This is a genomic window from Kitasatospora sp. NPDC087271 (genome assembly GCF_044744605.1).
Taxonomy (GTDB): Bacteria; Actinomycetota; Actinomycetes; order Streptomycetales; family Streptomycetaceae; genus Kitasatospora.
The window spans coordinates 251,284-265,573 of the sequence record NZ_JBIUYQ010000010.1; the positions used below are offsets into that span (position 1 = coordinate 251,284).

Below are 14,290 nucleotides of genomic sequence, written 5' to 3' on the forward strand. Positions count from 1 at the left end.
AAGCGGCGCGCTCAACAGACTTCTTCCAGATCGCGGTACGCCCGCGTGCCGGGCGAGGACGCGGCCCAGCGGTCCAGCAGCGAGCGGACCAGCAGGGCGGGCGCGGCGATCCCGCACTCGCGCTCCACCAGCCAGGACATTCCGGCCTCCCCGCCCTGGCTGAGGTGGCTGAGGTGTCCGGGGTGAGCGGCGTCGCCGTCGTCGTGCGGGTCGTGGTGGGCGGTGTTCCCGTCGTCCGCGGCCATCCGGCTCTCCGAACAGGCCCGGCAGAGCAGCCGCACCGAGGACGTCCAGTCCTCCGCCGCGTAGCCGGCGTCCGCGACCACCCGCTCCAGCGCGTCCCGGTCCCCCGCCGTGGCGGCCTGGAGCAGCACCACGTAGGTCGGCACCGGGGACGGCGCCCACAGCTCGATCTCGTCGAACACCGGGTAGGCGACCCCGTCCGTGACCCGCTCACCGTGCGGGGCGCCGTCGTGCAGCACCACCTCGCCCCAGCGGCGGCCGGAGGACGGCAGCGGGATGGACAGCACCTCGATCCGGGCCGGGTCCAGCCGGCGGCCCCACACCACCTCGGACTCGCCGTCCGGGGAGAGCCGCACCGGGGTGGTGCCGAGGTCCAGGCTGACCGGGCCGTCCTGCTGCCCGCCCGGGCCGCCGGGCAGCTTCAGCCCGTACGCCTGCCAGGCGCGGCGGGCCAGCGGCCAGTCCTGCAAGGCGGTCGCGGTGATGCCGAGGTTCCACCAGTCGGGGGCGCCGTGCTCGCGGTCCAGCAGGGCGACGGCCCGCAGCCCGGCCGAGCGGGCCTGCTCCCAGTCCCGGCGGAACTTGTGCAGCAGGGCGAGGTTGAACCAGGAGTCGGACAGCCAGGGCTCCAGGTCGGCGGCCATCACCAGCAGCGCGCCGGCGTCCTCGTAGCGGCCGTCGCCGATCAGCGTGAAGGCCCGGTCGGTCGTCTGCCGCCAGGTGGCGGACGGCCGGTGCCGTGCCCGGTGGAAGATCCTCACGTTCGTCCCTGCCGTCGTCGTCCGCTCAAGTCCCGTACCGCCGCGTCCGGATCCACTTCCGCGGGGGTCCGGGGCACGGTGCCCCGGGTCGGTGTTCCACGCTACGACCGCATCCAACCACGCCCGCCCCCGCCCGCGCTCCCCACCGCCGAGGTTGGGGCCGCCCCTACCCAGCCTGCCCGCCCGGCCGCCCCGCCTCAACCCCGACGGAGGCCCGCCGGTCCGCGGCGCTCCACCGGAGCCCGGGTCAGCCGCCGAACTCAGGCCCGCGCCCGAGCCCGCCCGAGCCCGGGCCTGATCCACCGGGCAGGGCCTAGCCGCCCACCCGGGCCAGCGCGTCCACCACCCGGGCGTCGTACACCCGGCCGCGCCCCAGCCGCAGCACCTCCAGCGCCTCCAGCCGGCCCACCGCCTCGCCGACCCCGCGGCCGCGGGCCGCCGTCAGCAGGTCGTCGTGGGCGTTGGCCACCCGGATGATCCGGGCCGCCAGCGGCACCGCGCCGTCCCCGCCGGCCGTGCCGAGCACCGGATCGGCCAGCCGGGCGACCTGCTCGGCGACCTGCCGGGGCACCCCGGTGCGGCGGATCACCTCGCTGCCCAGCCGGGCGATCCGCTGCTGCTCGGCGCAGGGCAGCAGCGCGGTCGCGCCGTCCGGCACCGGCTCGACCAGCGACAGCTGGCCCACGTCGTGCATCAGCGCCGCGTACTCCAGCAGGGCGAGTTCCCGGGTGCCCAGCCCCAGCTCGCGCCCCAGCGCGCACGCCGTGTCCGCGACCCGGCGGGCGTGCCCGTGCGGGGTGTAGCCGGCCACCTCGGTGGCCCGGGCCAGGCTGGCGATGGTCTGCCCGGTGGTGGCCCGCACGGCCGCGGCCCGCCGGAAGGACACCTGGGCGAGCAGCAGCGGGGTACAGAACAGCGGCAGCGCCCACAGCCCGACCTCGCCGGCCGCCAGGCTGACCAGCATCCCGGTGGCGACGATCGCCGAGCCGATCCCGAACAGCGAGCGCAGCTCGTCCTCCAGCGCCGCCGGGAACCGCAGCCCGCCCTCCAGACCCGCCGCCGACCGGCGCAGCAGCGCCGCCAGGGTCGCGTCGCAGAGCGCGGCCAGCGCGGCGACGGCGGTCAGGAACGCCCCGTACGCCGGGCCCTCGGGCGAGAAGCGGTCGACCAGTCCGCCGTTGTAGAGCGGCTGGAAGACGGCGGCCGCGAAGCCGACCCCGAGCAGCCGGCGGGCGGCGCTGTCCCGCCGGGCCGGGTCGGCCCAGGGCGGGCGCCGGTGCGGGCGGCCGGGGCGGGCCCGCTGGATCGGGCCCGGCCGGCCCCGGCCCGGGCGGCACGCCCTGAGCCGGGGCAACGCGAGGCCGGGCAGCCAGGACAGCAGCAGGCCGACGCCGGTCACCGCGACGACCTGGAGCATCCCGGGCGCGGTGGGCACCCCGCGCAGCGGCCCGAGCAGGGCGTACGCCAGCGCGCCGGCCGCGCCGATCGGTGCCTGCTCGCGGTCGCCCGGAAGAGTGATCCGGACGCACTCGCCGAGCGCGATCAGCGCCGTGAACGCCAGCGCGACCCGCGCCCCGGCCACCCCGCGCAGCGCGACCGCGCCCACCGCGAACACCAGCAGCGCGGCCGCCGCCGCGTGCACCACGCGGGCCTCCCGGCCGGCCGCGGTCACGGCTGCCCGGCCGTGGGGACGCTCCCGCCCTGCGCGGGCACCCGGCCCGGCGCCGCCCGGGCCGGCTCGGGCACTCCGAGCGGAATGTCGGGGACGGCCCGGATGCCGTCCCCGGGCGGCGGCAGCACCGGCTGCCAGTCGTGCCCGGCCAGCGCGTCGATCAGCGCCCGGACCATCACCGGGTCGAACTGGCTGCCCGAGCAGCGCTCCAGCTCCGCCACGGCCTCGGCGACCGGGCGGCCGCGCCGGTAGGAGCGGGTGGAGGTCATCGAGTCGAAGGCGTCGGCGACCGAGATGATCCGGGCGAACTCGGGGATCTGCTCGCCGACCAGCCCGCTCGGGTAACCCCGGCCGTCCATCCGCTCGTGGTGGTGCAGGATCCCGGCGTGCGCCTCGCCGAGGAAGGCGATCCCGCGCACCAGCTCGTACCCGTACACGGGGTGGACCTCGACGGCCCGCCGCTCCGTCTCGCTGAGGGGACCGTTTCTGCGCAGCAACTCGGTGGCCACGCCCAGCTTGCCGACGTCGTGCAGGATCCCCGCGAAGCGCAGGGTGCGCAGCCGCTCGGCCTCCATGCCGAGCTGACCGGCGATCAGCACCGAGGCCCGGCCGACCCGTTCGCTGTGCCCGCGGGTGTACGAGTCCTTGATCTCCACGGCCTGCACCAGCGACTGCACGGTGGCCTGGTGGGCGTCCCGCTCGCGCTGCCCCTGGGCGAACACCCAGGCCGAGATCGACAGCGGCAGCAGCGCCAGCAGCGCCGCGAACGCCCCGTACGGGCCCTGCCAGAGCACGGCCACCATCAGGCCGCCGGCCGCGTGCACCAGCACCGGCAGCCCGCACACCGCGACCGCCCCGCGCAGCAGCACGACGGGCCGGCGGTCCTCCGCGAGCATCAGCATCGCGCCCACCAGCACCCCGTTGACCAGGCAGAACGTGACGACGGCGGCGAAGCCGGGCAGCAGCGCGGCCGGGAAGCGGGAGCCGAGCAGCAGTTGCGGCCCGTGCAGCAGGTGGAAGGCGGCCGCGGAGGCGAAGGCGCACAGCGCGAGCTGGGAGCCGTTCCACAGCTGGCGGGTCCGGCAGCCGCGCCCGGCCGGGCCACCGAGCACCGCGGTGGGCACCGCGACCAGCGCGGCGGCGGCCGGCGGCAGCATCAGCACGCCGGCGAACAGCACCGGGAAGAAGGCGTTGACCCCGGGGCGGGAGAGCGCCCGCTCGGGCGGCGGCGGGCGGCGCAGCAGCCGGCGGACCAGTCGCAGGCAGGGTGTCGGCAGGCCCTGGGCCAGTGACTCCCAGCAGCCGTGCAGGAAGGCCAGCAGCCCGACCTTGGGCCAGTCCACCGGGGCGCCGAGCCAGCGCGGGACCCCGGGCGGCACGCCGGTCGGCAGCAGCGGCAGCAGGCAGCACAGCGCCGCCACCGGGACGGCCACCAGGTAGCGCATCGCCCCCTCCGGCAGGGCCGCGTCTTCGCCGTCGATAGCGATCTCGACCTCCCCGACGTCCGGGCCCGCGTTGCCTCAGCTCGCCGGGCGGACCGGCGGTGAGCGTCCGTCAGGAGGATAGGCCGCCACCCGGGCGTAAGGACGCATGATGGCGCGACGACGCTGCTGGCGCACCGCCAACTCACTCGAACGAGTGAGGGGCGCATGCAAGCACAAAGGGAGCGGCCCCGGGAGCGCACGCTCCCGGGGCCGCCTGACTCCGTGTCCGGACCGCTCGGCCCGCCCTCGCCGGCAGGCCCGTCCGCTTGCTCCGCCCGGCCGTTGGACGGCCGGGCGGCTACTCCGCCGGGGCGCCCGCCTCGACGGTGGCACCGGGCCGGACCGTCGACTCCTCCGGGGCCTCGCCGGCGCCCGGCGCCGGCCGGTCCGCCTCGACGTGCAACTCGACCGTGGTGTCGACGGCGACCACCACCTGCTCGCCCGAACGCTGCCCCGCCCGGATCGAGTCGATCCTGGCCAGCACCTTGCTGCGCAGGTCAGCCGGGGTGTCGTCGCAGCCGCAGGAGCGCTTGATCAGCGCCTTGATCGCCTGCTCCAGCCCGTACTGCTTCAGGCAGGGCGAGCACTCCTCGAAGTGCACCCGCAGCTTGGCGCAGTCGCCCTCGGTCATCTCGTTGTCGAGGAATTCGTAGAGGTGGTCGAGGACCTCGCCACACTCCGTGTCGTGCGGATCGCCGCAGCTCATGAGCCCGAGCCCTTCGCTTCCTGCCCTGCCCCGCTGCCGGCCGGGACGAGCCCGCGCTCACGGGCGTAATCCTCCAGCATGCCGCGCAGCTGACGGCGGCCGCGGTGCAGCCGGGACATCACCGTACCGATGGGAGTACCCATGATGTCCGCGATCTCCTTGTACGCAAAGCCTTCTACGTCCGCGAGGTACACGGCGATCCGGAATTCCTCCGGAATGGCCTGGAGCGCGTCCTTCACGTCGCTGTCGGGGAGGTGGTCGAGCGCCTGGGTCTCGGCCGAGCGCAGACCGGTCGACATGTGCGACTCGGCGCGGGCCAGCTGCCAGTCCTCGATCTCCTCCGCCGCCGTGCGCTGGGGCTCGCGCTGCTTCTTGCGGTACGAGTTGATGAACGTGTTGGTGAGGATGCGGTACAGCCAGGCCTTGAGGTTCGTGCCCTCGCGGAACTGGTGGAAGGACGCGTACGCCTTGGCGAACGCCTCCTGGAGCAGGTCCTCCGCGTCCGCGGGGTTGCGCGTCATGCGCAGCGCCGCCGAGTACATCGGATCCAGGTAGCCCAAGGCGTCGCGCTCGAAGCGCTCCCGCCGGGCCTCCTCGCTCTCCTGTGCCGACACCCGGAAGGTGTCCTCACCGATCGCCTCGGCCAGCTCCTCACCGGTGAGCGCCTCGCCCACGGGCTGGCCCTCCTCCGGGCCCCGGCCCGGCTCGGCCTCGTGCTCGGTCCCGACGACCGGACCCACCTCCTCGGCATGGCGGGCACGACCCACGGCAGGCCGCCCCGAAATGGAGGATATCGGGCTGACGGGCTTCTCGCCCGCGACAATCCAGTCGGACCAGGCGGGGCCGAACGCCGCGGCGGCCTCGCGCTGCTCTGACCGCTCGGGGCACGCGATCGAACCCATCTGCCCTGCCTCTCAACCGGGAATCGTGCTGACGAGAGTGCCAACCACCCCGGCCCCGCCCGCATTCCCGCGCCCGCCCCGAAATCGCTCGTACGGGTGATCGAGTGGAAACCCCCCGCTCACGGCCGCCCCCGCCGCCTCAGACGACCCGCAGCACCCAGTCCCCGACCGCCCGGCAGATCGCCTCCAGCACCTCGTCCTGCCCCACCGGCGCCCGCTTGGGCACGTCGAAACCGTGCCCGCCGTACGGCACCGCCACCAGCTCGTGCCCGGGCGGCAGCTCCGGGAACTCCTGCGGCCCGCCGAACGGATCCGCCGTACCCTGCACCACCAGCGTCGCCGTCCCCGACTCCAGCAGCTCCTGCGCCCGGCTCTTCTCCGGCCGGCCCGGCGGGTGCAGCGGGAACGCCAGCGCCACCACCCCCACCGCCCCACTCGCCGCCCCGGTCCGGCAGGCCACCCGCGCCCCGGCGCTGCGCCCGCCGACCACCAGCGGCAGCCCCTGACCGGCCAGCCGCCCGGCGACCGGGGTCCAGCCGCGGTCCAGCGTGCGCGGCGCCGGGGCGAGCCGCTTGCCCGCCACCCGCCAGGGCTGCTCCACCAGCGCCACGGTGATCCCGCGCGCCGGCAGCGCCGCGGCCAGCGCCACCAGGTCCCGGGCCTCGATCCCGCCGCCCGCGCCGTGACCGAGCGCCAGCAGCGCCTTCGGCGCACCGGCCCGGTGGTAGCTGATCCGGGCGTCCCCCACCTCGGTGGGGACGAGTTCGGTGGTCATCGTCGGTCGCTCCAACCGGCTCAGGCTCCCTCAGCTGTCAGGACTCGATCGTCGAACTTCAAACATCGGACGGCAGAAGACGTCAGAACAGGGTGGTCTCGTACTCCGCCTCGGCCCACGGCTCCTTGAGCTCCGGCCCGTTGTTGCGGATGCTGCCGACCGCCGGCGAGACCGGGGTGGCCAGCAGCGCACCGGGCGGCGGCGGTATCAGCAGCCGGCGCAGCTCCTCCGGGTCGTCCAGCCCCGGGTCCAGCCACTCGTCGTAGGAGCCCGGGTCGAGGAACAGCGGCATCCGCTCGTGGATCGGCGCCAGCGACTCCTCGGCGTCGGTGGTGACGATGGTGAAGGTCACCAGCCAGGCCGCCGGATGGTCGGCCGGCACCGTCCGGTCGCGCCAGAACTCGTACAGCCCGGCCAGCGCCAGCGGGGTGCCGTCCGCCCGGGAGACGAAGAACGGCTTCTTGCGCGCCTTGCCGCGCTCGCCCGGCACCGTCTGCCACTCGTAGTAGCCGTCCACCGGCAGGATGCAGCGGCGCGAGGCGAACGCCTGCCGGTACGAGGGCTTCTCGTGCACCGTGTCCGAACGGGCGTTGATCATCTTCACCGCCGTCTCGGCCGACCGCGACCACTGCGGCACCAGACCCCAGCGCAGCACCCTCAGCTGGCGCACCGGCCGCGCCCGGCCCTTCGGCACCCGCTCCAGCACCACGAAGGCGCTGGTGGTCGGGGCGACGTTCCAGTTGGGGGCCAGCGTCTCCGCCGGATCCCACTGCTCGACGCCGAACAGCTCGACGATGTCCTCGGGCTTGCCACTGGCTGCGAAGCGACCGCACATGCGGGCCAGCTTGCCATGCCGCCCCCGCTCACCACTTCTTCATCCCGCCAGGAGAACCGTCCGCTCCCGCCCGCCCGTCCCCGCATGGGAGGCTGCCCCGAACGGCCCAACGCAGCGGACGGAGGCGGAGACGAGACGATGAGCGCACAACCCACCGACCAGAACCTCGGCGAACTGTGGAACCAGGTCACCGGCACCCAGCCCGCGCCGCCCGGCTGGCTGGTGCTGGCCACCGCCGGCGCCGCCCTGCTCGCCGTCCTCGCCCGCCCGCTCTGGCACGTCACCCGCAACGCCGTGACCATCGCCCACGAAGGCGGCCACGGCCTGATCGCCCTCGTCACCGGCCGCCGGCTCGCCGGCATCCGGCTGCACTCCGACACCTCCGGCCTCACCCTCTCCTACGGCCGCCCCACCGGCCCCGGCATGATCCTCACCGCCGCCGCCGGCTACACCGCCCCCGCCCTGCTCGGCCTCGGCTGCGCCGCCCTGCTCTCCACCGGCCGGATCACCCTGCTGCTCTGGCTGGCCGTCGTCCTGCTGCTCGCCCTCCTGGTGCGCATCCGCAACGCCTTCGGCCTGTTCACCGTGCTGGTCGCCGGCGGCGCCTTCTTCCTGGTCTCCTGGTTCGGCAGCACCGAGGTCCAGGCCGGCTTCGCCTACCTCGGCTGCTGGTTCCTGCTGTTCGGCGCCGTCCGCCCGGTCCTCGAACTCCAGCACCAGCGCCGCATCGGCTGGGCCCGCGACTCCGACGCCGACCAACTGGCCCGCCTCACCCACATCCCCGGCCTCGCCTGGATCACCGTCTTCCTGCTCACCGCCCTCGCCTGCCTCGCCCTGAGCGCGAGCTGGCTGCTCCAGCCCCTGTACTGAACCTCGCCCGCGGCACGGGCCGGCTGCTCCCGGCCCCGCACCGGGCCGCCCCCGCGGCACGGGCCGGCTGCCACAACCCCTGCACCGGGCCTCCCCCGTCCCGCCATGCGGTTGGCGCAGGGGCCGTTCCGGTACGGCCCCTAAACTTGGCCCCATGACCGAGACCCTGTGGCCCGCCCCCGTCGCGACCACCCCCGTTGACGCCACCGTCACCATCCCCGGCTCCAAGTCGGTCACCAACCGAGCCCTGGTGCTGGCGGCGCTCGCCGACGAGCCCGGCTGGGTACGCCGGCCGCTGCGCAGCCGCGACTCCCAGCTGATGGCCGACGGCCTGCGCGCCCTCGGCGTCGGCATCGAGGAGAAGGTCAACAACGACTCCGGCGGCACCGGTGGCGGCGAGGCCTGGCGGGTCATCCCGACCCCCGCGCTGCGCGGCCCCGCCTCGATCGACGTCGGCAACGCCGGCACCGTGATGCGCTTCCTGCCCCCGCTCGCCGTCCTCGCCGACGGCCCGGTGCACTTCGACGGCGACCCGCGCAGCTACGAGCGCCCCCAGCACGGCGTGATCAACGCCCTGCGCGCGCTCGGCGCCCGGATCGACGACGGCGGCCGCGGCGCCTTCCCGCTGACCGTGCACGGCACCGGCGCGCTCGACGGCGGCCCGGTCGAGCTCGACGCCTCCTCCTCGTCCCAGTTCGTCTCCGCCCTGCTGCTCTCCGGCGCCCGCTACAACCAGGGCGTCGAGGTCCGGCACGTCGGCGGCCCGGTGCCGTCGCTGCCGCACATCCGGATGACCGTCGAGATGCTGCGCCTGGCCGGCGTCCAGGTCGACGCCCCCGAGGACGGCGGCGAGAAGGACGTCTGGCGGGTCACCCCCGGCGCCCTGATCGGCCGCGACCTGGTGGTCGAGCCGGACCTCTCCAACGCCGCGCCGTTCTTCGCCGCCGCCCTGGTCACCGGCGGCCGGGTCACCGTGCGCGACTGGCCCAAGCACACCAGCCAGCCCGGCGACCAGCTGCGCGAGATCTACACCCGGATGGGCGGCGCCTGCGAGTTCACCGACGAGGGCCTGCAGTTCACCGGCACCGGCCGGATCCACGGCATCGAGGCGGACCTGCACGACGTCGGCGAGCTCACCCCGGTGATCGCCGCCGTCGCCGCACTGGCCGACTCCGAGTCCCACCTGTACGGCATCGCCCACCTGCGGCTGCACGAGACCGACCGGCTCGCCGCGCTCGCCAAGGAGATCAACGACCTCGGCGGCGACGTCACCGAGACCGAGGACGGCCTGCGGATCCGCCCGCGCCCGCTGCACGGCGGCGTCTTCCACACCTACGAGGACCACCGCCTGGCCACCGCCGCCGCCGTGGTCGGCCTGGCCGTGCCCGGCGTCGAGGTGGAGAACGTGGCCACCACCGCCAAGACCCTGCCGGACTTCCCGAAGATGTGGGCGGAACTGCTCGGCGAAGCGGTGGCGGACGCCTGAGCGGAGACTGAGCACATGCGCCGCTACGGCAAGGACGCCGACGAGGACGACATCCGCAACCGCCCCGCCCGCCGGGGCTCCCGGCCGCGGACCCGGATCCGGCCCAAACACGAGGACGCCGCCGAGGCGATGGTGCTGACCGTCGACCGCGGCCGGCTGACCTGCCTGATCGACCCGGGCACCAAGCAGGAACGCGAGATCGTCGCCATGAAGGCCCGCGAGCTGGGCCGCAAGGGCGTCGTCGTGGGCGACGTGGTCAACATCGTCGGCGACCTCTCCGGGGACACCGACACGCTCGCCCGGATCGTCCGGGTCGAGGAGCGCAGCTCGGTGCTGCGGCGCACCGCGGACGACGACGACCCGTACGAGCGGATCGTCGTCGCCAACGCCCAGCAGCTGGCCATCGTCACGGCGCTGGCCGACCCGGAGCCCCGGCCCCGGCTGATCGACCGCTGCCTGGTGGCCGCGTACGACGCGGGCATGGAGCCGCTGCTGGTGCTCACCAAGGCCGACCTCGCCCCGGCCGGGCCGCTGCTGGAGTCGTACGCGCCGCTCGGCATCGACTACGTGGTCACCCGTCGGGACGAACTGGAGACGGCCGGCGCCGAGGCCGTCCGCGCGCACCTGCGCGGCCTCTCCACGGTGTTCATCGGCCACTCCGGCGTCGGCAAGACCACCCTGGTCAACGCCCTCGTCCCGGACCACCAGCGGCAGACCGGCCGGGTCAACGCGGTCACCGGGCGCGGCCGGCACACCACCGTGTCCGCCCTGGCGCTGCGGCTGCCCCCGCCCCCGGGCGCCAAGCCGGGCTCCAAGAAGGCGCTGGACCCGGGCTGGGTGATCGACACCCCGGGCTTCCGCTCCTTCGGCCTCTCGCACATCGACCCGTCCCGGGTCATCCACGCCTTCCCCGACCTGGAGCCCGGCACCGTCGACTGCCCGCGCGCCTGCAGCCACGACGAGCCGGACTGCGCGCTGGACGCCTGGGTCGCCGGCGGCCACGCCGAGGGCGCCCGGCTCTACTCGCTGCGCCGCCTGCTGGCCAGCAAGGAGGCCCGCGAGGGCGACTGACCCGGGCGGCGGTTTTACCGTCCCATGGGTTTCCCGACCGTTCGAGGTGTCGGACCGCGCCGGCCTGGCGATCATAGGAAGGTCGGGCCACAGCGCGGTCCGACCCGTCGATCGACAGGGAGGGCACGCGATGGCATGGGCCTTGGTGGTCCTGGCCGGCCTGCTGGAGACCGGCTTCGCGATCAACCTCAAGCTCAGCGAGGGCTTCACCAAGCTCTGGCCCACCATCAGCTTCTGCGTGTTCGCCCTGGGCAGCTTCGGCCTGCTCACACTGTCCCTGAAGAGCCTGCCGGTCGGCCCCGCCTACGCGGTGTGGACCGGCATCGGCGCGGCCGGCACCGCCATCTACGGCATGGTCTTCCTGGACGAGACCACCTCGGTGCTGAAGCTGGTGTCCATCTCCCTGGTGATCGCCGGCGTGATCGGCCTCCAGCTCAGCGGCTCGGCGCACTGAGCAGGCCCGTCCCGGTCCGCGAGCCCAATCGCCTCCGGCGGGCCCGTCCCGGTCCGCGAGCCCGGCTGTCCCGATCCGGGCGGGATCGCTAGGGTTTCGGACATGGCCGATTACCACGACGATCTCCGACTCGCCCACGTCCTCGCCGACTCGGCCGACTCGGTCACCCTGGAGCGCTTCCGCGCCCTCGACCTGAAGGTCGAGACCAAGCCCGACCTCACCCCCGTGAGCGACGCCGACAAGGCCGCCGAGGAACTCGTCCGCAGCGTGCTGCAGCGCGCCCGCCCGCGCGACGCGGTGCTCGGCGAGGAGTTCGGCCTCCAGGGCTCCGGCCCGCGCCGCTGGGTGATCGACCCGATCGACGGCACCAAGAACTACATCCGCGGCGTCCCGGTCTGGGCCACCCTGATCGCCCTGCTGGAGGACGGCCCGGACGGTGTCGAGCGCCCGGTGGTCGGCATCGTCTCCGCCCCCGCGCTGCAGCGCCGCTGGTGGGCGGCCAAGGACCTCGGCGCCTACGCCGGCCGCAGCCTCACCAAGGCCTCCCGGATCCACGTCTCCGGCGTCTCCCGGATCGAGGACGCCTCCTTCTCCTACTCCTCGCTCTCCGGCTGGGAGGAGCGCGGCCGCCTCGACCCCTTCCTGGACCTCACCCGCGCCTGCTGGCGCACCCGCGCCTACGGCGACTTCTGGTCCTACATGATGGTGGCCGAGGGCGCGGTCGACATCGCCGCCGAGCCCGAGCTGTCGCTCTGGGACATGGCCGCCAACTGCGTCATCGTCGAGGAGGCCGGCGGCCGCTTCACCGGTCTGGACGGCGTGTCCGGCCCCGGCGGCGCCGACGCCGTCGCCAGCAACGGCATCCTCCACGAGGAGACCCTGCGCCGCCTGAGCGTCTAGGTCCTCCGGCCGAACATGGTGCGGGCCCGGTCGACCGGTCCTCCGGTCGACCGGGCCCGCCGCTCATCGGGGCGCGTCCCGGCTACTGCTTGCGCAGCTCCCGGACGGCCGCCTCCAGCCGCTGCCCGTAGTCGGCGTCGGCCTTGCGGAAGTTGTCGACCGCCCGCTCGACGATGTCCTCGCGGTCGGCGGAGACCTTGGCGATGAAGCCGGCCAGGTTGGCGATCAGCCGCTGCTTCTCGTCCTCCGAGAACAGCCGGTACAGGTTGCCGGCCTGCACGAAGTCGTCGTCCTCGGCGTGCGAGGGCGCCTCGTGGTTGCCGGTGGCGCCGGTGACCGCGGTGGCGGCCCACAGCGGGCGGCCGGTCTGCACCGGGCCGCCGAAGCTGTTCGGCTCGTAGTTCTTCTGTCGGCCGTGGCGGCCGTCGTACAGGTGGCCGTCGCGGCTGTTGGTGCGCGCCTCGGTGGCGTGCGGGCGGTTCACCGGCAGGTGGTCGGCGTTGATGCCGACGCGGTAGCGGTGGGCGTCCGCGTACGCGAACAGGCGGCCCTGCAGCATCTTGTCGGGGGACGGGCCGATGCCGGGCACGAAGTGCGACGGGGAGAAGATCGACTGCTCGACCTCGGCGAAGACGTTGTCGGGGTTGCGGTTGAGCTCCAGCCGGCCGATCTCGACCGGCGGGTAGTCGGCGTGCGGCCAGACCTTGGTGAGGTCGAAGGGGTTGAAGCGGTAGTTCGCCGCGTCGGCCGCCGGCATGATCTGGACCTGCACGGTCCAGCTGGGGAACTCGCCGCGCTCGATCGACTCGCGCAGGTCACGCTGGTGGCTGTCCGGGTCCTCGCCGGCCAGCCGGTTGGCCTCGTCCTGGGTGAGGTTCCTGATGCCCTGGTCGGTCTTGAAGTGGTACTTGACCCAGAAGTGCTCGCCGGCCTCGTTCTGCCACTGGAAGGTGTGCGAGCCGTAGCCGTTGAGGTGGCGGTAGCTGGCCGGGATGCCGCGGTCGCCGAACAGCCAGGTCACCTGGTGGGTGGCCTCGGGCGACAGGCCCCAGAAGTCCCAGACGTTGTCCGCCTCCTGGGAGCCGGTGTACGGGTCGCGCTTCTGGGTGTGGATGAAGTCGGGGAACTTCACGGCGTCCTTGATGAAGAACACCGGGGTGTTGTTGCCGACGAGGTCGTAGTTGCCCTCCTCGGTGTAGAACTTCAGCGCGAAGCCGCGCGGGTCGCGCACCGCGTCGGCCGAGCCGAGGTTGCCGGCCACGGTGGAGAACCGCAGGAAGACCTCGGTCTGCTTGCCGACCTCGGACAGGAACGAGGCCCGGGTGTAGGGCGTCAGGTCGGCGGTCACCGTGAAGGTGCCGTAGGCCGCCGCGCCACGGGCGTGCACCACGCGCTCCGGGATCCGCTCGCGGTTGAAGTGCGCGAGCTTCTCGAAGAGCTGCTGGTCCTGGATGAGCGCCGGGCCGCCGGGGCCCGCGGTCTCGGTGTTCTGGTTGTCGGCGACGGGGGCACCCGCCTCCGTGGTGAGGGTGGGGCGCAGCTCGTCCTGGGTCGTCATAAGAGGGCCTCCGCGTTATCCGGTCGTGACGACTCGATCCTAACTTGGACTTTGTCCAAGTCAACACTGGAACCAATCTCAGAGCGTGACTTACCCTGTTCCCATGAGCGACCTGCTGGAACGACTTCGCGGACGCGGCTGGCGGCTGACCTCACAGCGCCGGGTCGTGGCCGAGGTCCTCGACGGCGACCACGTGCACCTCACCGCGGACGAGGTGCACGCCCGCGCCGTCGCCCGCCTGCCCGAGATCAGCCGCGCGACCGTCTACAACACCCTCGGCGAACTGGTCGGCCTCGGCGAGGTCCTGGAGGTCGCCACCAACGGACGCGCCAAGCGCTACGACCCCAACGCCCACCGCGCCCACCAGCACCTGGTCTGCTCCGGCTGCGGCGCCATCCGCGACGTCCACCCGCACGGCGACCCGCTCGCCGCCCTCCCGGCCGGCGAACGCTTCGGCTTCACCGTCACCACCGCCGAGGTCACCTACCGCGGCCTCTGCCCGGACTGCACGGGCACGCCGTAACACGGCCCCCGGAAACCAACACGGCCCCCAGAAACCGCCGCCCCGGGGGC

14 protein-coding genes are annotated in these 14,290 nt (G+C 74.1%); 6 read left to right on the plus strand and 8 right to left on the minus strand.

Translation table 11 applies throughout. The features are described 5' to 3' along the window. Window positions 1–11 precede the first annotated feature (11 nt). The 7 genes from ACIO9K_RS19520 to ACIO9K_RS19550 all read right to left on the minus strand — a co-directional run bounded on the left by ACIO9K_RS19520 (window position 12) and on the right by ACIO9K_RS19550 (window position 7,378). Window positions 12–1,004, minus strand: a complete 993-nt coding sequence (locus ACIO9K_RS19520) for a hypothetical protein (RefSeq protein WP_363586975.1) — start codon at window positions 1,002–1,004, stop codon at window positions 12–14. A gap of 313 nt (window positions 1,005–1,317) precedes the next feature. After that, window positions 1,318–2,649, minus strand: coding sequence for an HD-GYP domain-containing protein (locus tag ACIO9K_RS19525; protein WP_400331355.1), 1,332 nt, complete (start codon window positions 2,647–2,649; stop codon window positions 1,318–1,320). Between the two features lie 23 nt (window positions 2,650–2,672). After that, window positions 2,673–4,121, minus strand: coding sequence for an HD-GYP domain-containing protein (locus tag ACIO9K_RS19530; protein WP_400331358.1), 1,449 nt, complete (start codon window positions 4,119–4,121; stop codon window positions 2,673–2,675). Window positions 4,122–4,458: 337 nt separating this feature from the next. After that, window positions 4,459–4,866, minus strand: a complete 408-nt coding sequence (gene rsrA / locus ACIO9K_RS19535; RefSeq protein WP_363619361.1) for a mycothiol system anti-sigma-R factor — start codon at window positions 4,864–4,866, stop codon at window positions 4,459–4,461. Then, complete coding sequence (locus ACIO9K_RS19540; RefSeq protein ID WP_400331387.1) at window positions 4,863–5,606, minus strand: sigma-70 family RNA polymerase sigma factor; 744 nt, start codon at window positions 5,604–5,606, stop codon at window positions 4,863–4,865. The genes rsrA and ACIO9K_RS19540 overlap by 4 nt, the downstream gene beginning before the upstream one ends. Before the next feature lie 301 nt (window positions 5,607–5,907). Beyond that, a complete protein-coding gene (locus ACIO9K_RS19545) occupies window positions 5,908–6,543 on the minus strand; it encodes an alpha/beta family hydrolase (protein WP_363619362.1) in 636 nt (211 codons plus the stop codon). 82 nt (window positions 6,544–6,625) lie between these two features. After that, window positions 6,626–7,378 (minus strand): SOS response-associated peptidase, encoded by a 753-nt coding sequence (locus ACIO9K_RS19550; protein ID WP_363619363.1) that lies wholly within the window; start codon window positions 7,376–7,378, stop codon window positions 6,626–6,628. 138 nt (window positions 7,379–7,516) lie between these two features. Between ACIO9K_RS19550 and ACIO9K_RS19555 the strand changes: the two genes are divergently transcribed. The 5 genes from ACIO9K_RS19555 to hisN all read left to right on the plus strand — a co-directional run bounded on the left by ACIO9K_RS19555 (window position 7,517) and on the right by hisN (window position 12,159). Continuing rightward, entirely contained in the window at window positions 7,517–8,248 is a 732-nt protein-coding gene (locus tag ACIO9K_RS19555) for a M50 family metallopeptidase (protein WP_400331362.1), read from the plus strand. Window positions 8,249–8,402: 154 nt separating this feature from the next. Next, window positions 8,403–9,734 carry a 3-phosphoshikimate 1-carboxyvinyltransferase gene (gene aroA / locus ACIO9K_RS19560; protein WP_063347887.1) on the plus strand — a complete coding sequence of 444 codons (1,332 nt, stop codon included), beginning with the start codon at window positions 8,403–8,405 and terminating at the stop codon, window positions 9,732–9,734. Between the two features lie 15 nt (window positions 9,735–9,749). Next, window positions 9,750–10,805 carry a ribosome small subunit-dependent GTPase A gene (gene rsgA / locus ACIO9K_RS19565; RefSeq protein ID WP_363619364.1) on the plus strand — a complete coding sequence of 352 codons (1,056 nt, stop codon included), beginning with the start codon at window positions 9,750–9,752 and terminating at the stop codon, window positions 10,803–10,805. Between the two features lie 130 nt (window positions 10,806–10,935). Continuing rightward, window positions 10,936–11,259 (plus strand): multidrug efflux SMR transporter, encoded by a 324-nt coding sequence (locus ACIO9K_RS19570; protein ID WP_063347889.1) that lies wholly within the window; start codon window positions 10,936–10,938, stop codon window positions 11,257–11,259. A 102-nt stretch (window positions 11,260–11,361) separates the two neighbouring features. Beyond that, window positions 11,362–12,159 (plus strand): histidinol-phosphatase, encoded by a 798-nt coding sequence (hisN, locus tag ACIO9K_RS19575; protein ID WP_363586982.1) that lies wholly within the window; start codon window positions 11,362–11,364, stop codon window positions 12,157–12,159. An 82-nt stretch (window positions 12,160–12,241) separates the two neighbouring features. Here hisN and ACIO9K_RS19580 read toward each other — a convergent pair whose 3' ends face one another. Then, window positions 12,242–13,717 (minus strand): catalase, encoded by a 1,476-nt coding sequence (locus ACIO9K_RS19580; RefSeq protein ID WP_363586983.1) that lies wholly within the window; start codon window positions 13,715–13,717, stop codon window positions 12,242–12,244. A 103-nt stretch (window positions 13,718–13,820) separates the two neighbouring features. Between ACIO9K_RS19580 and ACIO9K_RS19585 the strand changes: the two genes are divergently transcribed. Beyond that, window positions 13,821–14,240 (plus strand): Fur family transcriptional regulator, encoded by a 420-nt coding sequence (locus ACIO9K_RS19585; protein ID WP_063347892.1) that lies wholly within the window; start codon window positions 13,821–13,823, stop codon window positions 14,238–14,240. Window positions 14,241–14,290: the final 50 nt, after the last annotated feature.